Here is an 18,641-nt window from a genome sequence, read left to right as displayed (position 1 = left end):
GATTTTTGGAAGCGCAAGGGCATCCCTTACCTGAACACTCTCAAACCAAATCTCCGAGTGCATTGAGTCGGTTTTTAAATATCAATCCTTGGTCAACAAGGGATATGATTCGTATTGTTCGTAACCATGTATTAGAGACGAGCTTAAAGGTTTTTTCAGCAGAAGGGAAAGGACGTAAACCATTTTTACAGGTTATCATTGACCTAACGACTCTTGAAAAACGGGGTAAATTTAAAAACTTTGAGGATTTAATAAGAGTTTATAACGGTAAACGTGGTCTGCATATAGTAGTAGTTTATTTAGTTGTCGGAAAGTGGCGCATACCTTGGAACTTCCGTGTTTGGAGAGGTAAGGGTACACCTTCACCCGCTCAACTAGGACTCAGGTTAGTTAAGCGTTTACCTAAATCTTTAACTGAACGCTTTCGGGTGAATATTTTGGTTGATACGGCTTTTGGGAGCGTGGAATTTCTTCATGGTGTACGCAAGTTGAAATATCATGCGGTTACAGGTGTGGCTATTAACCGTAAATTAGTTGATGGAAGAGTTTTAAGACATTTACACAAACAGGGACAACAAGTCCGTTTGGTTGGTTTAAAGTTTCCCGTTACCGTATCTTGGTATTACTTAAAGCGCGATAAGGGCAAGCTTGAAAAACGTTTTGTCTTGTCTACTCGTCCCATTAAAGCTTCTACTCTCAAGTGGTGGGGTAAGCGTCGTTGGCAAATTGAGGGATGGTTTAAAACCGCAAAGCAATGACCCAAAGGGTCACGCTTCGCGAACGTTTTGGTTTGCACCGTTTTGGACAGGGTTCTCTCCTTGGCATGTATCGCTGGCTGATTCTTTCTCTGACTGCCTACCTCATTGCTCATTGGACTTATCTTCATATTCAGTCTGGATCACCACCTGATTGGGGTCAGGCTGCACAAACTGCCTTAGAATCAATTTTTACCCAAATAGTCGTGTCTCTTCTTTTACTTGATATTGAACGCTTAGCTCCCCTCGCACGTAGTTGTGGTTTTGACATTCATATTTCCAGGTGCAAGATGTGAGTTATGGCAATACAGTTCGGTTAAGGCGTAGAAACCGGGTTTCTGTCCGGGTGCTTATCCGAACCGTATTGGGGGTGTAGGGGAGCCAGTGCCCTTTGGGTATGCCTCCGGCACGGGCTTTGCCGAACGCAGTCGCGCCCGAGAGCGCAGACCGTCCTCATGCGCGCTGTCTCACCGTGGGCGGGTTTCCCGACAGCCAGGCATCTGGCGTTGTAGGGGAAAGAAAATAAGTTGCGTTCAAAGTGTTGGCTTCCATTACTTCTAATTATTGTTTCAAAAAAAAATTACGTTTGATCATCTCAGTGAGAAAACTTAAAGTAAAACTAAAGTTGCCAACGCACTCAGACAAAAAAAACAGCAGACAATAAATTCTCCTGTGAACACAGCCTCATCTAAATCTTTATTACTTAGTCTGCCTGAAAGTTTGCCAAAAAATCTCTAGTTATCAAAGGAGAAAAATCATGAAACTTCTGAAAATTGCACTTGCGATCGCAGTTCTGTTTGTTAACTTAACTTTAGCCCAGCCTTCCTGGGCAGATAGACCCAAGTTTAGCAAGAACCCCGATTACATCGAAGTCACAAAAACCATTCAAGAACTGAAGAAAAGTGCTGAAGGTACGATCCCTGCAGATGTACAACGTCAAATTGATGAATTAGAGTTTCAAAAAGCAGCCATAGAGTCAGGGACAGCTTGGGGACAATGTCGTAATGAGAGTGGCGGTAACCTAGCAATCTACGGTACTGGTAGCGAAGAGTCTGGTAACAGCAATCAACTTTACTTCTTGGCAAATAAACAAACGACACCTGATCAATGGGATTGTCAGGGTGTTTATCTTCCCGCTGATGTGAAAGTTACAGGATTGGATAAAACTGGTGCTGTTGCTGTCAAGATTATGGATGGTACACAACTTTTAGTCAAGAAAAACCCAGATACTTCGGAATTGGAATTAAATCTCCCCAATGCCAAAATTGTTAAGCCTGGTGAAACCGACTGGTTTATTCCAAATGTATCGCAAGCTTTTCTTGATTCTCGTATTCCCAATACATTGACTGCTGCAGAAAATGACTAATTTTAAATTGTTGTAACAGCGTTCGTTAGTCAGATAGATATTGAGTTAATTTTATCTGTAGATTAAATAGGACTGGGACTGATATAACTTTCGCTATTAAATGTAGGTTGAAGAAAACCAGAATTCTAGCCCTATTTTCATAAAAATCATTTTTTTAAATAAATTTATAATACTAATAAATAAATGATGGCAACACATGGATTGACATAATTGGTTTATGTTTAATCGCAGAGTCTAGAGATGCTTTTCGCGATTCTGCATAATCGGTGTTGATGGTTTGGAGTCGGAGACACTAATCGTCAGGTAACTTTCATAATTACAATTATTCTCCCATTTGCACGGTTGTATTTGTGCTGAATCTAGTTTATAAATCACGCTCTTAGGTCAGAGATAGCTAGTCTATGACTCATTTTTATGCGTTTTATTTGCGGCTATTTTGATAATTATCTTGTTTTCTTAATCTTGATTTAATAATTACAGCACATTGCAAGTAAATCAAGTACAACACTAAGAGCTAAAAGCCAGACTCTAAGCCCTTTTTACTTCTGACTTCTGACGACTGACGCCTCTATTCTGCTGTATATTTAATAAATTTTGTTTATTGTTTTCAAAAAAAAGAATATTTGCTCTTATTTGGGTAAAACCATAATATTGAGAACAAGCTAAGTTGTTAAGAAAAAAATCTCAAATGTGATTAATAGTAATCGCCTCGAAAGAAAAAACGATTGAATAATCCCCTAAACTGCCATCATTTCTATAAGCAGAGTAAGGATTAGAGAAATAAATTTGAACCTTTGTGAACAATAACTATGAGTTGGCTAATTGCTACGTTAATTATTGGTATCTCTACCGCTTGTGCAACTACCTTTGACGACAATATCTACTTGACAGCTTTTTTTGGAAAAGTCAATAACACCTTTCGTCCTAAGCATATTATTCTGGGTGAATTTGTTGGATTTACTGCTTTAATATTTGCTAGTCTCCCTGGTTTTTTTGGTGGTTTATTTCTTCCAGAAGCTTGGATTGGATTGCTAGGCATCTTGCCAATTATCATTGGTATCAGTCATTTAATGAGTCGAGATAATGATGCAGATACAATCCAAGATGTGTCAGTTAATTTTGGTCATTCAGTAAAATTCAGACGTCAGAAAAAATCATTTTTTGGAACTCTACGCGAACCTCAAACTTACCGTGTTTCGGCAGTCACTATTGCTAATGGAGGAAATAACATTGGTATTTATGTACCGTTGTTTGCTACTACCAATCTGCCAAGCTTAGGAGTGATTTTGTGTGTTTGCTATTTGACTGTTGGGGTGTGGTGCTTTCTCTCTTACCATATGACTCGTAATCCGCTCATGGCTCCACTTATGGCTCGCTATGGTCGAAAAGTCTTTCCATTTGTGTTAATTTGGCTGGGATTCTCGATAATGATGAAAAGTGGAACATTTCAACTTGTTCCCAGCCTAGCAATGCTTTTTAATTAAATGTTGAGCGATAGCGTAAGCGCAAGCGCACGCCAAGGGCGTTCGCGCAGCGTCTCCGTAGGAGATACGCGTAAGCCTGTCCCCTTGGGACTCAGCGCTGCTGCTTTGCTGCAGTTCGCGTTTTAATTAGAAACTTGCTACCTTCGTTCAGTGTAGAAAAAAGTGCTCTTCTACCTCCACTACTGATTAGTTCTAACTTCTGGCTACATCTCCCTAGAACTTGATTAATAGATTCGGGAGAAAAGCCAAGTTTTAAACAAGCTTCAAAGTTGATTTTAAATGAATCCAAACAAACTAGAGTTACAGCTTGCTTTGAAGATGAGATAAGGAAATTTAGTCCAAGTGCAATAAATTGGGTATTGAATGCCCTAATACAAATATAATGACTATGAAACTTCTCCAAATCGCTTTATTAGTCTTAATACTTTCAATCAATTTAGTAGTTGCTTACCCCTCCTGGGCAGACGAAACACCGCATTTTAGTAAACAGCCTGACTACTTAGTAGGTCAAAAAGTTGTTTGGCTTTATAAAGCTCGTACTGGCTCTGATAATATTCAGAGAATTCCTGGCGAAGTAGTTAAGCTAGGCTCAAAGAAGGTACAAGTTAGAGTGCGGAAACGCAACAACGAGTTCGTCAATCGTTGGGTGAATCGAGACAAACTGGAAAATCGCTAAAAGGTTGTTTGAAAAATCTAATAGATTACTTACCCAAACGTCTGTATTTATTATACAGTAAAGGTTCTGAGCGTTTTTAGTATAAATGCACGGGGGAATTTCAGACTAAAAGTCAATCATCACTTTTATCTATTGTTAGGAAAAATAATAATATTTGCTTTTAGAGTTTGATTGGTTCTATCTTGAAATCAAGGTGAACTAAAAGCAGATAAAAAAAGATTACCAAGAACGAGAGGAATAAACTAATGAACAAACAAAATTCAAAAACATTAACTTCCTGGATTGTGACTGCTGTATTTATTGTGCTGATCGCGGGATTATCTCTGTTTAATCAGCCCAGTGCTTTTGCTCAATCAGAAACACTACCTGTTGTACCTACAGAATCACTACCTGCTCCCGTAGTATCTCCAACTCCCGCCACACCTCCAACAACATGGTTTGTAGATCCTGTAGCAGCAAATGTCAGACGTTTATTAACAACCAATGAATGTGTTGGATGTAATTTATTTGAAGCACAACTAGAGAGAGTAAATCTGCTGGGAGCTAATTTGGAAGGTGCAAACTTACAAGAAGCAGAATTAGAAAAGGCGAATTTACAGGGAACAAATCTACAAACAGCTAATTTGCAAGGAGTAGATTTCAGCAAAGCAAATTTGCAAGGAGTAAATTTCCAAGGAGCAAACCTATATGATGCAGATTTAGAGGGGGCTAACTTGCAAGGAGCAAATTTGCAAGGGGCAAATCTACAAAAAGCTGATTTACAAAAGACAAATCTTACAACAGCAAATATAGAAGGAGCAAACTTACTAGGGGCTGATTTAGAAGATGCATTCTTACCCCCAGGATCGCAACTCAATATCAGTTTCAGTAAATAAGTGGTTAGGCAAAATTAAAGTTATGGGTGGAGGTAAGGGGATAGGGAACTCTTAACACAGAATAGGATAGAGACATGCGTGATGTCAGAAACCCGGTTTCGCAGAAGTTACCGGGTTTCTAGATTTTGAGTACCCCCACTCCAATCGCCCCAAAATCAACCATACTGACATCTTCCTTACTGAAGTAGTATTGTCTGTATTATCACTTAGGTGCCAAATATCGCAATCCTAAATATTCATCATAAACAAGATCCCCGACAACTTTTACGAAGTCGGGGATCTGTCGCTTTCAATTCTCACAAATCAAATATAATTACTAGAGCAATCCTAAGATATGGCGGTTCTCGCTAAACTTCCATAGCCGCACGCAGTTGATCCCGGTTATGCGGTGCATCAAAATCAATGATTGGTCCTTTCGGTACAATTCCAGTTGGGTTTACGTTGGGATGACTTTTGTAATAATGTCGTTTGATGTGATCCAGGTTACAAGTTTCTTTAACTCCTGGCTGTTGATAAAGGTCTTTGAGATAATTCCACAGATTGGAATAATCTACAATCCGACGTAAGTTACATTTGAAATGGACATAGTAAACCGCATCAAAGCGAAACAGAGTTGTAAACATACACCAGTCCGCCTCAGTGATTTGTTCACCACAAAGATAGCGTTGCTTTCCTAACACTTGCTCCCAGTGATCAAGAGCATCAAAAAGTTCGGTTACCGCTTCATCATAAGCTGATTGTGTCGTGGCAAATCCCGCGCGGTAAACACCATTATTTATCGGCTGGTAAATTGCATCAATTGTCTTGTCAATAACTTTTTGTAAATGTTCTGGATAAAAGTTTACATCTTGTTTGGCGAAGACATTAAACTCTGTATCTAACATCCGTATAATTTCGCGGGATTCGTTATTGACTATTGTCCCAGTTTGTGTGTCCCATAAAATCGGGACTGTTACCCGTCCGCTGTAGTTGGGATCAGCTTTGAGATAAACTTGCCAGAGATACTCAGTTCCATTGACTGTATCAGGAATGCTCCCCGGTTCATCAGAAAATTCCCAGCTGTTATCATGAATTTCTGCCGCTACCACGGACATGCTGATGACATCTTGCAACCCTTTCAATTGGCGCATAATAGCAGTGCGGTGTGCCCAAGGACACGCCCAGGAAATGTACAAGTGATAGCGCCCTGGTTCTGCTTTAAATTCGCTGGAGCCATCTGCTGTAATCTGGTTCCGGAAAGTTGTTGAAGGACGGAGAAATTTACCTTGTGAGTCTTCTTGCTGGCGATCGCTTACCCACTTACCATCCTTGAGGATTCCCAAGCCCATAAGTTTAGTTAGTAGTTAGTCGTTACTAGTTATATCTAATAATCAACAATTGCCTAAGCGTCTTTAGATAGAACTACTAACAGCATTGTAAATTATTACTAACAATGACTAACTCATAACTACTAACCAATAAATCCTAACTATTGCTCATTCAGGATTTTAGGTACCTTGAAAAAGTCGCCTTCTTGTTCCGGCGCACTCTCAAGAATATCTTCGCGGTTGGGATAAGGTTGTAAATCGTCTGCCCGCGTCACATTCTTCACATCAATTGCTCGTAATGTTGGTGGCACATTATTCACATCCAATTCACTCAGTTGTTCAAAATAGTCAAGAATAGTTCCCAACTGAGTTGTGAATTTCTCTTCTTCTTCAGGCGTCAACTCTAAACGTGCAAGATGAGCTACTTTATGAACTTGTTCACGGTCAATCATGGTTAGTCATTAGTCATGAGTCATTAGTGAGACCAGTGCTGCGGGAGGGTTTCCCGACAGCCAGGCTTCTGGCGTTAGCGTTTGCGCAGCGCCAAAGTCTGCCGGGGGGAGTATCCCCCCGGCGAGCTTTGCCCCTTAGGGGCTAGCGGAACCGGAGGTTCTCCCCGAAGGGTCATTAGTCATTAGTATCATGACAAACGACTAACGACAAATTATTAAAAGAATACGTCAATTTGGGAGCGTCCACTGGTCTTTAACCAGTTTTGAGCTTCGATGTAGTTATTCGGAGCTTGGCGAATAGCTCTAATCCAGTAATCAGCCGCTTTGTCAAACAGTGCTTCTCCCCCGTCTTCGTCTCCTGCTTCTTTCGCCTTTTCCCCTTTATAGTGGTAAATAACAGCGATGTTGTTTAAAGCTTGGGGTAAGCGTGGATTAAATTCCAGTGCTTGATGATACAACTCTAGAGCTTTGTCATGTTCGCCGTTGCTGGCGTGTATCAAACCCATGTTATAGAGGATATAGCTTCGGTCGTTGGTGTCTTCTTCAAGTTCTAAAGCCTCTCTATAGTTGTCCAAGGCTTCAGCGTATTCTCCTTCCGACTGAGCGGACATTCCATCTCGGTAATAAACAAAGGCTTCTTTAGCTTTTTTATTAGTTGGCAGAAGCTTGAGGATCAGATCTGCCATGACTGTAAAGCTTTTGTCAACAAAGTTATCGTTTTTCTGGGTTCTTGGCATAACAACTTATGTGATAGGTTTGCCGCAATCATGACGATGACTGGGTACTTGAGGAGCGCTCTTTGCACTCACTACAAGTTAATGTAACTGATTAGTACCTCATGAACAGTTACAAAGGCTTAATACAATCTGAAATATTTTGCTTAGGGCTGTTGACAACTTTGCTGACTGGGTAAGCAGTCATCGCTTCAGATGGGTAGGGGTGCAGCAGTTGTTGTAGCGCCTCACGTGTTTGTACTTCTGGATTTAACCATACATCGTAATCCTGCTGTTGAAGAATAACTGGCATACGCTGATGAATCGGCTGCACTAATTCGTTTGCCTCTGTGGTCAAAATTGTACACGATGTGATTTCCTCACCTTCGGGCGATTGCCATTGCTCCCACAACCCTGCAAAGCCAAAGGGTTTTCCTTGTTGTAGACGAAAATAATAGGGCTGTTTTTGATTTTCTTGAAACTGCCACTCGTAAAAGCCGTCTGCTACTACCAAACAGCGACGGTGCTTGAATGCAGAGCGGAAAGCTGGTTTTTCTGCTACTGTTTCTGCCCTAGCGTTGATCAGCTTGACTCCGATTCCTAAATCTTTTGACCAAGAGGGAATTAAACCCCAACGTAACTTCTGAAATTCACGTTGTTCGCTTTCTTGATTATACAAGACTACTCCCACCATTTGCGTAGGAGCAATGTTATATTGCGGCTCTAAATCAGGAAGTTTTTCTACATGGAAGGTTTTGTATAATGCTTCTGCTGTTTGGATTAAAGTAAATCTTCCACACATAGTTTTTCTTCTATCGCTTATTAAGATTACAACGTCGAAATCCTGCAACAAATATTACTTTTATTATTTATTAATCAGAGAATTGTGTTTCGTACTAAAATGCTATACATCAAACAATTTTAGCATATTTATTTGTATATTTCGATAATATGCTGTATTTGTACGGCATAACTCATTAACCATTTCATCTCAACTTTTTGGCATGAAAAACCTGCGTTTGTATGATTTTTTACCCTCTGGCAATGGTTACAAGATTCGTCTTTTATTGACGCAAATTGGCATGCCATTTGAGAGGATAGAGGTTGATATCACTAAAGGTGAGTCTCGAACGGCAGAATTCTTAGGTAAAAATTCCAACGGAAAAATTCCCGTTTTGGAAGTTGAACCAGGGAAATATTTAGCTGAATCAAATGCCATTATGATTTATCTGAGTGAAGGAACAGAGTTTTTACCATATGATCCCTTTTTTAAAGCCCAAGTACTGCAATGGTTGTTCTTTGAACAATATAGCCATGAGCCTTATATTGCTACACCGAGATTTTGGATTTCTATTTTAAATAAGGCTCAGGAATACCGTGAAGTTATAGAGCAAAAACGTGAACCTGGTTACGTAGCTCTTAGGGTGATGGAAAAACACTTATCCAACCACGCTTATTTTGTAGGAGAGCGTTATACAATTGCTGATATTAGCTTGTTTGCTTACACTCATGTTGCTGATGAAGGTGGGTTTGACTTGACACAATTTCCTGCTATCCAAGATTGGATAGAAAGAGTGAAAGCACAACCTGCCTATATTAGTATTACAGAAGAGTTAAAGCATTAGTTTAGCTAGACATAATTGAAAGAAAAGCCAGAATTCAGCAATTCCTGAATTCTGGCTTGGTGAATTCTTCTTTAAGATAGTCTAATCTGTATCAATCTCAATCAGCTTTTGCCGAGAAGATAAACCAGACTTAATTTTGATATGCGATTTTGATACATCAAATTTTTCCGCTAGTAGTTTAATTAACTCTTCATTAGCCTTGCCATCTACAGGAGGGGATTTGAGATGCACTTTAAGACTACCATCAGCTTCTTCCTCAATCTTTTGAATTTTTGAATTAGGTTTAACTTTAACTTTTTTTTGCATAACCTTTACGATGTAATTGACGCAACCACAACCAACCTAAAACACTACCCAACACTTAACAATTCAAAATTCAAAATTCAAAATTAAAGACAGTTTCCGCCCTTGGATTTAAACCAAGGGCGAAAACTGAGTCCCCAGTGTCGTGGGCAAGTTTCCCGACAGCCCAACATCTGGCGTGTTACGTGTAGACGTAGGGATCACCAGATCCTTTAAAGTACGATCATTAAACCACTCATGAGCAGGACCAGTGTAGTACTTAAAGAAAAAGCCCATCGTTACAACGATGAGCATACAGACGATGATATAAAAGATTTAAGTTGGTTTTGATAGCATTTTCGCAACCAGGAACTAACAAAGATTTTTGTCCTTGCACCAAAGCTTTTTGGGTTGGGATTTGTGAAATCTAAAATCTTGTTACGGATATCTTCTGCTACCAGGACCTACCACACCAATTTTGTGGCGATAGGATAGTTCAGCACCGAACCAGCCAGAAGCACTCGTCAGCGTACCGACAACAAGTGAGATTAAGAGTCCCCAAGGTAATATTGCTGACTCAGGGTTGCCGAGACGCAGAATGAAGTTAACGGCGCTCAACACTAGAAGCACTACATTAAGAATCAGGTGCGCCCAGCCAGCAGAACGCTTGCGGACTCGTTCAATTTGCAAAAAGTCGCTTATGCCGATCAGCGCTGCTAAAACGCCTCCAAGCAATCCCAGTCCGATTAACCACAGCGAAGCTTTTGCCCAAAAGAAATCATGAGTTAACCAGTAGCCGAAGTCGCTACCCAAAGCGCCGGCTAAAAAGGCTATGGGAAAGACGACACTGAGGGGGTGTAAGGGATGCCCTGCGATCGCAACAGTGCTAGGTACACCAGTATCGTGATACTCTCTATCATCACTCTCAATAACTGGTGGCAGATTTGGGAACGGTGTCGAACTTCTTTCTGTAGTTTCCATAATTTTTACTCTCCTTAAGGATCCTAATTTTATGCGGAGGGAATTTGCTCCACGTGAGCTTCAGCTTGCAGTATCAGTTTAGCTGTTTCCACTTCAAGTTGTTTAACTCGTAGAGTTATTCCTTGTAAATCAAAGTTACTCAGATTCAAAATTTCGCTTGTTGCATCTATCAAAGCTTTTGTCAACTCTGGTGAGATTTCCTGTGTATCACCATACTCAACATTTTCTAGAGAAACTGTTTCTCCATTCGCACTCACTTTCGGTACTGCGGAGAAAGCTACTTGATGAGTTTCATTCGTTTCTTTTAATAGAATAGAAGCGCTTAATTCGACTTTATTATTACCAGGTAAATGAAAATCCACGTGTTGAGGAATAATTGTTGTTAACTGCCCGTTGACGTGAATTTTCTGGCTTTGCAACTGTGAACGGATATATTCTGAGTTGAAGGCACGGTTGATATCGTTTTCGAGCAAAACAACTTGTGTACTTGCTTGCGTTGGTTTTGTCAGTTCAATCTTACCAAAAGCTGCACTTAAAGGATTAATGGCAATGCTACCCGTTTGCATTTTCAACTCCTCCGCTCGGAGGTCTTTTTGCATTACCAATCCTTTGCCTTCTATTGAAACTGAATCAACCTCTCCTTGAACCACTTTCAGTGGGTCTGTTTTGACATCTACATCGAGATATTCTACTTTATCTAACTGGCTAGATAACGCGATTTCTACAGCTTTGTTCAGTGCCTGCTCCCCTAACCCCTGATTATCCGGCATTCTGAATTGATATCCTTTTTTGACTTTTCTTGCGTAAATCTAGAAAATTAATATTAAAAATTAATCTATCTGCCGAATGAGGATAAAAAAAACAATTATCTATCTCAAAGTAGAACATAAAAACTTATTAAGTTTTCTTCTCCTTTTTCTACCCAGGGTTTATGAGCTATCGGTCAAAAGAAAGATGGAACCTTCTTGATAGCTGTGTCACTTTGAGAGAGTAAATAACACGAAAAACTTGATCCTGAGGGGATACCAGAAAATGGTTGCAACACTAGATGATACCAAGCGTTCTGCTATTGCGATTCAACTGGCAGATCTGAAAGCACTTCAACAGTTGATTATTGAAAATGAAGAACAGCTTATCAAACAAGTCAGTGACCAAGAAATCGCTAAGCGCCTCCGGGACTTTCTCGAAGATGACAGAAAAAATCTGGGCGTTTTGGAAACTGTTATCGGTCAGTATGGCATCCAAGCCGAGCCAAAAAAAACCATTACAGAAATGATTGAAAAGGTTCGTCAATTGCAGCAAGGCTCTAAGCTGAGCCTGTACGAGAAAGTATTTCAGCATGAATTGCTCAAGCACCAGCAAGTTATGACCGGTTTGACAGTTCACAAGGCAGCACAAAAAGTTGGTGCTGACGTGTTACTGGCAATTGGACCTCTGAATACAATTAACTTTGAGAACCGCGCTCACCAAGAGCAACTCAAAGGTGTTCTAGAAGTTTTGGGTGTTCGTGAACTGACGGGACAAGATGCTGATCAAGGAATTTGGGCACGCGTTCAAGACGCTATGGCTGCAGTCGGTGGCGTTTTAGGTAGTGCTGTTACCCAAAACACTGACAAGAAGGATCTGAACATCCAGGATGCTATCCGCCTGGATCACGGCAAGGTTAACACCTTGTTCACTGAACTTTTGGCAAGCCAAGATCCCCAAAAGATTCAAGAGTACTTTGGTCAAATCTACAAGGATTTGAGTGCTCACGCTGAAGCTGAAGAACAAGTCGTCTACCCGAGAGTCCGTCCTTTCTACGGTCAGAACGACACTCAAGAACTGTACGACGAGCAAGCGCAAATGAAGAAGATGTTAGAGCAAATCAAGGGTATCAACCCTTCTAACATGGAGCAATTCAAAGGTCAAATCAAACAGCTTATGGACGTTGTTGGCGACCACATGCGTCAAGAAGAAAGCTCGATGTTTGCTGCGATTCGCAACAACTTGAGCACTGAACAAAGCGAGCAACTGGCTACAGAATTCAAAGCCGCTAAGACTGAGATTCAAAAGAAATTGGGCGTAGTCGGCGCTAAGTAGTTTCTGGAACCACAAGACGCAAATATTTGCATCTTGCGGTTAGTTTTGCTAGAATAGCGACTCCCAACACGGTAGATGCTGGGAGTTTTTCTTTGGATATCTAAGTTTATCAAGTTTGGTGCCAGTATTTGTAGGCTGTATACGCCATCGTGACAACTCCAGTAATAATGGCAGATTCATTCACCTCAAAGAGTGGATGGTGCAACGGGTAATTAATCAGCCTATCTTTGAAGCCCACACCCAAGCGAAACATACTACCAGGAGCGTGTTCTAAATAAACAGAAAAATCTTCAGCACCAAGAGAAGGTTCGGGTAAGACTTGAACGCGATCGCTACCCCATGCTTCTTCTGCTGCTAATTGCGTCAACTGCGTTAGGGAATAATCGTTTTGCACGCTAGGCACGCCTTGGCGATAATCTACCTGATATTTTGCACCGTACGGCTCACATACGTTAGCGACAATTTTTTCAATCCAATTTGGAAGATTGGCACGGGTTTCGGGATGGAGAGAACGGACTGTTCCCAACAACTGCACTTTATCAGCAATCACATTTGGCGCTCTACCACCGTTAATCTGCCCTATGCTTAACACGACAGGACGTAAAGGATTCTGGGTTCGGCTAATTGCTTGTTGCAGTGTAGTTATGACTTGGGAAGCAATCCAGATAGCATCTACCGCCTCATGAGGACGAGCACCATGTCCGGATTCACCGATAATGATAATCTCTAAAGTATCAGCAGCTGCCGTTAACGCGCCGTAACGCACACCAATCGAACCTGCGGGTATCGAAGGGAAAACATGAAGGCTAAGTATATTTGAAACCTGGTTCATTACGCCATCGTCTATCATCCAACTAGCGCCCTGGGCTATTTCTTCTGCTGGCTGAAATAAGAACCGTATTCCACCCGGTAACTCCTCTGCTATTTGAGACAGTACCATTGCCGTTCCTAAGCCGACTGTCGTGTGGACATCGTGACCACAAGCGTGCATAATACCTAGTGAGCGAGAGGCGAACTCTAGACAAGCGCGTTCTGTAATTGGTAACGCATCCATATCAGTGCGAATTGCCAATAGACGCTCATCTTTGCCAGTACCTTGCAGTTCTGCAACAACGCCAGTTTTACCCACCCGCTCTTTTACGTGAAGACCATTAGAAGATAAAACACCAGAAACAAAAGCAGATGTTTGCTGTTCTTGACCACTAAGTTCTGGGTGAGAGTGGATGTGACGGCGAATCTCAATTAAGCGAGGTGCCAGTTTGATTGCCAAGTCTTTAATAAGAGTGAGCATTGGTGAATTAAGTTACACAGTGTTTTGTCATTTTTCTCATGATAAAGAAATGTTAACTAAATGCTGATTGAACTTCCATATATTTTGAAAGTCAGGAAGTGGAACAGATAGGGAGAGTGGGGGAGTGATACCCTTTGACAAAAATCCTGATACATTTGACTCCTCCTACTTCCCCTACTTCCCCTACTTCCCCTACTTCCCCTACTTCCCCACTTGCCCACCATGTTCTAACTTTAAAGTGAAACGGTATTACTCACCGCGACAAGTTGTACCAGGAACCTTTTGGTTTTTGAACTTATCACATTCAAGTTGTTGAGCTGGACGCTGTAGTGACCAGCCATAATTTTTGTTAGAAGTGACATAGCCTGTGGGCATTGTGGTCAAACTGAAATTTGCGCCTCGAAAGTTTGTATACTGTCGTTTAGCTCCTGTGAGATTGGCAGCTTCTAAATTGGCACCGATGAATCCAGCAGAACTCAAATCGGTATTGTTCAGAGATGCTGATTTGAGACTCGCACCAGTTAAGGAAGCATTCGAGAGGTTTGCAGAGGTTAAGACTGCGGTGTCTAGATTTGCGCCTGTGAGATCTGCATTTGTCAAGTTTGCCTGAGATAAATTGGCACCTTTCAAGTTTGCTTCTCGTAAATTGGCTCCACTTAATCTAGCTTGAGATAAATCAGCACCACTTAAATCACAACGAGGACAAGTATTTGTTGTTTTCAAAACTTCCAAGTCTTGCTCGTTGAGTGCGAAGGCTTGTGCTGTCAACCCAAAAAAAGTAAACAGAACCGTACTCATGACAATTTTAATGTTCATATTTTTACAGATAGACTCAATTTAGAAAGTTTGGGCAGTAGATGTAATGCTACACTTATATATAAGACTAGTTCAAGAAATAGCGAGAATAAAGAACTAGTAAAGATGTTGTAAAAATTCAGTAAATTCTTGCGATAAGACTGTACAAAAGTGAACACAGTTAATAGAATAAAAACATCAAGACATATACAGAAACTCTATAGTCTACGACCTATTTTTTCCCCCCAAGCCTAATATAAAAGCGGCTGGGGGGAATTATTTTTAGCTTAGATTGCCCAAGTGTGATATGCCTTTATGCGTCTGTTGCTCCTTTGCGATACGCGTAGCGTCAAGAAGAAGGAGTGTAAGGGTATAAGGGTATAAGGGTGTAGGGAATAAATCAGTTTACTGAAATTATGTCATCTGCCTCGCCATCAACTGAGCAAACAGCCCCTCAACTCTAGCCAGTTCCTCAAAACTACCCTGCTGCAAAATTCGACCTGCTTGGAGTACATAGATGCGGTGAGCGTTACGGATTGTACTCAGTCGGTGGGCGATGACGATTCGGGTAACTTGGAGTTTATCTAAACTTTGGCTGACGATCGCCTGAGTTCTGTTATCTAAAGCGCTGGTTGCCTCATCAAAGATCAAAATGCGGGGTTTTAATGCTAGTGCCCGAGCAATCAGCAGTCGCTGTCGCTGTTCCCCCACTTTCTGTTTTGTATCAGAGTAATCCGCTTGGAATCAGGGTAACATTCATCCACTAATAAATATTTACAAGTAGATATGAAACACCTTAGTATGTAAATTTTTACATACGAAAAATTTTATCTGATAGAAGAAAATTTTGCTTTTTGATAGTACGGTATTTGTTTTTCTAAACAGAGTGCGTACAATATTGAGGTAGTATTTGTTATAACCAAGACTATGGGCAATCAGTTTCAGCCAATCCAGAAGATAATTTTTGGCAGTCCTGGGACTGGCAAAAGCTACAAGATACGAGAAATTGCCGAGGAAGAACTCTTAATTGGGTTTGATGAAGCTAACAAAACTCTGTCTAATACAGTAAAAACTGTATTTCATCCTGAATACACATACTCTGATTTTATGGGCAAATTGTTACCCCTAACGTATGGAGGTTCTATAGTATATAAGTACTATCCTGGACATTTCCTCAAGGCGTTGGGTATGGCATATCGGAGTTTGGTTGATGGTAAAGAGGAGAACTATTTACTGGTCATTGATGAGTTGAACCGGGGCAACGCCGCTGCCATATTTGGTTCGGTATTTCAGCTATTAGATAGGGAAGAAGATGGTTGGTCAACTTATGAAGTTGATATCTCTGAAATGGAGTTAGTTGGCTTATTCGATGCGATGGGGTATAAGGCTAATGTTTCCAATGATGGTGTGATACAGATTAATGGTACTAATCTTGAATATTTTAGTAAAATTTTGGAACAGAATTTTAAAGATAACTCGAACCAAAACGGTTTAAGGTTGTTCAACAATTTGCAAAGTCGTAAAATTAATATTCCCTCCAATCTATCAATTATTGCAACCATAAATACATCTGATGAATCTATTTATTACTTAGACAGTGCTTTTAAGCGTCGTTGGGATTGGGAGTATGTAGATGCTCCTAGTAAAGCTAATATGTCATCCAAAACTATACCTGATGCGGTGCGATATACTAATTTGCCGCTAAGTGATGCTAAAATTTTAGATTGGTATCGCTGTATTGTAGGAGTAAATGAATTTATAAAATCACACTCTTACAGTATTAGAAGGATAGAAGATAAACTAATTAGTTGGTGGTTTATCAAGCCGAAATATGGTGAAGTAACTCTGGAACAGGTGCAAGATAAACTAATGTTTTATCTATGGGACGGTGTCTTTGCCAGAAATAAGCAATTATTAACTGAATTTATTCGAGATAAATTAAATAAGAAAAATATTAGCTTAGTTACCTTTACTGATTTTTTGATTTATACAATCGACTTACTAGAGTACTGGCATGATAGCGTGCCTACTGTAGAAGAAAAAGATGATATTGATGTTGGTTTTTAACTAATGCTAAACTTCCACGAATTGCAACCAGTTGTTAACGATAAATATTCGTTTGTCGGCATTCAAAAGCGCGATTCCCAAATCCAATTGTGCTTGCCCCGTGGTTTTGACCCTGCTGTGTTTGATACGTATAATAGCAAATGCTATATATTCTTCTTGCTCTACAAGATATTACGCCAATTTAAAGATATTTGTAATTTTAAAGGATATCTGCAATCTACTGCTGATAGAGATGGAGTTGTTCGGGGTGATGGCAGCACTCAGAAAATCAGCCTACCTGATGCTGTTAATGAAGGAAATATGCTCTATTCCAAGCTGGATAATATTGGTGCTATTTTGGCTGCTTATGATGAACTAAAAATACTGTCTTTAGCTTATCGGTTAGGGATAACTGAGAAAATTGACTACTCTCAGATTCATCGCTTTTTGCACAGGGCAGTGTATCAAAATAATGGTGGGGCATATATTGATGCAATGACCTTGCCCCGACAGCAAGTAAAGTACCAGTCTACAGATATTGTGGCAATGTATTGCTATATCCTCTGGGAAATTAAGCAGAAGCTAGATGAAGAAATTCCGCCTGAGTTGCAGGTACTAGCAGAAGATTTTAAACATAGATATATAGGGGCAGAGTACAGTTTATTCCATGAAGAGTACTGCACTCAAACTATAGATATTCTCAAGGATGTTTTGGAGTTAATCAAACGCTATACTCCGCTTAAGGATGATGATTTTTGGCAGTTTCACGATGCGATTGAGTTATTTTTATATGGAGAACTATCCCAACAGGATGAAGGAGAAATTTGGGGTATTAAGAACTTCCATAGCGTTTGGGAATCTATGTGCATAACATATTTAGCGAAGAATTTAGCGCCAGAATATATTTTGCATTTGGATGGTAGATACATAGCTGATGATGTACTGGCACTAGTTAATAGTAAGCCAAAAATCTTGGATTTGACTGATACTTTTATAATTAATGGCAAGCAGCTAATGCCTGATGCAGTTGTATATTATTTTGGTAAATATTTTATACAAAATAATATAGAACGCTTCAATCAATATTTCACATTGTATAGAAAGGATTGGAATGATTATTCTTACGAAACTCTTTTCAATTGTTACATATCTGGGGAAGTAGAGTATGAGCGTAGGATAAGGATATGTTATAAAAATCAATCTCCAGAAGCAGGGCATACTTTTGTAGAGCTAGAAAAAATATATTCTGTAGTTGGCAAGAAATTATTGATTAATTCGCAATTACCTAACAACTTTTATTCATTTTGGCATATTGATGTCGATGAATTAAACCCTAGTGAATTAGATTTGATGTTTCAAGTTAATCATGTCTTTTGCGTCGCTTTGAAAAATGGTATTTTGACACCCGCTACGTTTAAAGATTTTTTAGAAACTGACTTAGGTGTAGAAGTAGATTATTATAATGTTTTTAATAACTCTTTGTTTAGATATTATGTTAGAGAACGTTATGACAAGAGTATCGATGATTTAGTTAGTACGTTTGCTGATTTTATACAAAAAGTATCTTGTGGTTTTCAAATAGTTGATATCAAATATTTAGAACCGGAAGCTTTTTCTATTAGTAACAATTTTAGAGAATTGAAAGAAAGAAGTATCAGGAAACAATTTGTGTACGAGTATTTGTTACAGCAGCGCATAGAATCTAACGGGAAATATAAAGACTTAGAAATTAGAAGTGATTTTTGGTTTCCCTCTTCGTGGAGTGATTCTAATGTCTTAAAAGAAACAATTAATAACTCATTTTTTGGATATATTGATTTTAATGATGTAAATTTTGCTGCTATTGCTGATAGTTATCTTAGATAATGCAACGTTCGCGTTTCCCGACAGAGTAAACTTTTCAAAACGAAT

At 39.8% G+C, this 18,641-nt stretch carries 20 protein-coding genes and 1 pseudogene; 10 read left to right on the top strand and 11 right to left on the bottom strand.

The window, feature by feature from the left end; genetic code table 11:
* Positions 1–5: 5 nt before the first annotated feature.
* The 6 genes from DP114_RS12160 (at position 6) to DP114_RS12140 (ending at position 5,156) form a co-directional block, all read left to right on the top strand.
* Positions 6–758 (top strand): transposase, encoded by a 753-nt coding sequence (locus tag DP114_RS12160; RefSeq protein WP_216669932.1) that lies wholly within the window; start codon positions 6–8, stop codon positions 756–758.
* Positions 755–1,051, top strand: coding sequence for a hypothetical protein (locus DP114_RS34385; protein WP_211178817.1), 297 nt, complete (start codon positions 755–757; stop codon positions 1,049–1,051). Before DP114_RS12160 ends, DP114_RS34385 begins: the two co-directional genes overlap by 4 nt.
* A gap of 461 nt (positions 1,052–1,512) precedes the next feature.
* On the top strand, positions 1,513–2,121 hold the full coding sequence (locus DP114_RS12155) for a hypothetical protein (protein ID WP_169264587.1): 609 nt from the start codon (positions 1,513–1,515) through the stop codon (positions 2,119–2,121).
* A gap of 809 nt (positions 2,122–2,930) precedes the next feature.
* A complete protein-coding gene (locus tag DP114_RS12150) occupies positions 2,931–3,605 on the top strand; it encodes a cadmium resistance transporter (protein WP_169264586.1) in 675 nt (224 codons plus the stop codon).
* A gap of 388 nt (positions 3,606–3,993) precedes the next feature.
* On the top strand, positions 3,994–4,281 hold the full coding sequence (locus tag DP114_RS12145) for a hypothetical protein (protein WP_169264585.1): 288 nt from the start codon (positions 3,994–3,996) through the stop codon (positions 4,279–4,281).
* Positions 4,282–4,526: 245 nt separating this feature from the next.
* Positions 4,527–5,156: a pentapeptide repeat-containing protein gene (locus DP114_RS12140; RefSeq protein WP_171976191.1), complete on the top strand. Its 630-nt coding sequence runs from the start codon at positions 4,527–4,529 to the stop codon at positions 5,154–5,156.
* A 347-nt stretch (positions 5,157–5,503) separates the two neighbouring features.
* On the opposite strand, the gene DP114_RS12135 is transcribed toward DP114_RS12140, so the two are convergent.
* From DP114_RS12135 to DP114_RS12120, 4 genes are all read right to left on the bottom strand, one after another.
* Positions 5,504–6,484 (bottom strand): glutathione S-transferase family protein, encoded by a 981-nt coding sequence (locus tag DP114_RS12135; protein WP_171976190.1) that lies wholly within the window; start codon positions 6,482–6,484, stop codon positions 5,504–5,506.
* Between the two features lie 140 nt (positions 6,485–6,624).
* The gene (gatC, locus tag DP114_RS12130) at positions 6,625–6,915 is read right to left on the bottom strand and encodes an Asp-tRNA(Asn)/Glu-tRNA(Gln) amidotransferase subunit GatC (RefSeq protein ID WP_171976189.1); all 291 of its coding nucleotides are present in this window, start codon (positions 6,913–6,915) and stop codon (positions 6,625–6,627) included.
* Between the two features lie 215 nt (positions 6,916–7,130).
* Entirely contained in the window at positions 7,131–7,652 is a 522-nt protein-coding gene (locus DP114_RS12125; RefSeq protein WP_169264581.1) for a photosystem I assembly protein Ycf3, read from the bottom strand.
* Between the two features lie 109 nt (positions 7,653–7,761).
* Complete coding sequence (locus DP114_RS12120; protein ID WP_169264580.1) at positions 7,762–8,430, bottom strand: SOS response-associated peptidase; 669 nt, start codon at positions 8,428–8,430, stop codon at positions 7,762–7,764.
* Between the two features lie 202 nt (positions 8,431–8,632).
* Here DP114_RS12120 and DP114_RS12115 point away from each other — a divergent pair, with 202 nt between their 5' ends.
* Positions 8,633–9,253 (top strand): glutathione S-transferase family protein, encoded by a 621-nt coding sequence (locus DP114_RS12115; RefSeq protein ID WP_169264579.1) that lies wholly within the window; start codon positions 8,633–8,635, stop codon positions 9,251–9,253.
* 81 nt (positions 9,254–9,334) lie between these two features.
* On the opposite strand, the gene DP114_RS12110 is transcribed toward DP114_RS12115, so the two are convergent.
* The 4 genes from DP114_RS12110 to DP114_RS12095 all read right to left on the bottom strand — a co-directional run bounded on the left by DP114_RS12110 (position 9,335) and on the right by DP114_RS12095 (position 11,286).
* A complete protein-coding gene (locus DP114_RS12110; RefSeq protein WP_048869566.1) occupies positions 9,335–9,559 on the bottom strand; it encodes a DUF167 domain-containing protein in 225 nt (74 codons plus the stop codon).
* Positions 9,560–9,667: 108 nt separating this feature from the next.
* A complete protein-coding gene (locus DP114_RS34895) occupies positions 9,668–9,850 on the bottom strand; it encodes a hypothetical protein (protein WP_246163136.1) in 183 nt (60 codons plus the stop codon).
* A gap of 123 nt (positions 9,851–9,973) precedes the next feature.
* Positions 9,974–10,516, bottom strand: a complete 543-nt coding sequence (locus tag DP114_RS12100) for a DUF2231 domain-containing protein (RefSeq protein WP_169264578.1) — start codon at positions 10,514–10,516, stop codon at positions 9,974–9,976.
* Positions 10,517–10,545: 29 nt separating this feature from the next.
* Positions 10,546–11,286 (bottom strand): LmeA family phospholipid-binding protein, encoded by a 741-nt coding sequence (locus DP114_RS12095; RefSeq protein WP_171976188.1) that lies wholly within the window; start codon positions 11,284–11,286, stop codon positions 10,546–10,548.
* Between the two features lie 262 nt (positions 11,287–11,548).
* Here DP114_RS12095 and DP114_RS12090 point away from each other — a divergent pair, with 262 nt between their 5' ends.
* Positions 11,549–12,598 (top strand): hemerythrin domain-containing protein, encoded by a 1,050-nt coding sequence (locus DP114_RS12090; RefSeq protein WP_171976187.1) that lies wholly within the window; start codon positions 11,549–11,551, stop codon positions 12,596–12,598.
* 109 nt (positions 12,599–12,707) lie between these two features.
* Here DP114_RS12090 and DP114_RS12085 read toward each other — a convergent pair whose 3' ends face one another.
* The 3 genes and pseudogenes from DP114_RS12085 to DP114_RS12075 form a co-directional block, all read right to left on the bottom strand.
* Positions 12,708–13,889, bottom strand: a complete 1,182-nt coding sequence (locus DP114_RS12085) for a M20 family metallopeptidase (RefSeq protein WP_171976186.1) — start codon at positions 13,887–13,889, stop codon at positions 12,708–12,710.
* A gap of 249 nt (positions 13,890–14,138) precedes the next feature.
* Positions 14,139–14,705 carry a pentapeptide repeat-containing protein gene (locus DP114_RS12080; protein ID WP_169264574.1) on the bottom strand — a complete coding sequence of 189 codons (567 nt, stop codon included), beginning with the start codon at positions 14,703–14,705 and terminating at the stop codon, positions 14,139–14,141.
* 393 nt (positions 14,706–15,098) lie between these two features.
* Positions 15,099–15,392, bottom strand: a pseudogene (locus DP114_RS12075) (NHLP bacteriocin export ABC transporter permease/ATPase subunit); the annotation flags it as partial.
* A gap of 219 nt (positions 15,393–15,611) precedes the next feature.
* Between DP114_RS12075 and DP114_RS12070 the strand changes: the two are divergent.
* Together DP114_RS12070 and DP114_RS12065 are read left to right on the top strand one after the other, a co-directional pair.
* On the top strand, positions 15,612–16,751 hold the full coding sequence (locus DP114_RS12070; protein WP_169264573.1) for a 5-methylcytosine-specific restriction endonuclease subunit McrB: 1,140 nt from the start codon (positions 15,612–15,614) through the stop codon (positions 16,749–16,751).
* Positions 16,752–16,754: 3 nt separating this feature from the next.
* Positions 16,755–18,596, top strand: a complete 1,842-nt coding sequence (locus DP114_RS12065) for a hypothetical protein (protein ID WP_169264572.1) — start codon at positions 16,755–16,757, stop codon at positions 18,594–18,596.
* Positions 18,597–18,641: the final 45 nt, after the last annotated feature.

The organism is Brasilonema sennae CENA114 (assembly GCF_006968745.1).
Lineage (GTDB): Bacteria > Cyanobacteriota > Cyanobacteriia > Cyanobacteriales > Nostocaceae > Brasilonema > Brasilonema sennae.
The sequence above is the reverse complement of the archived record's forward strand: the minus strand, read 5'-3'. Positions and strand labels throughout refer to the sequence as shown.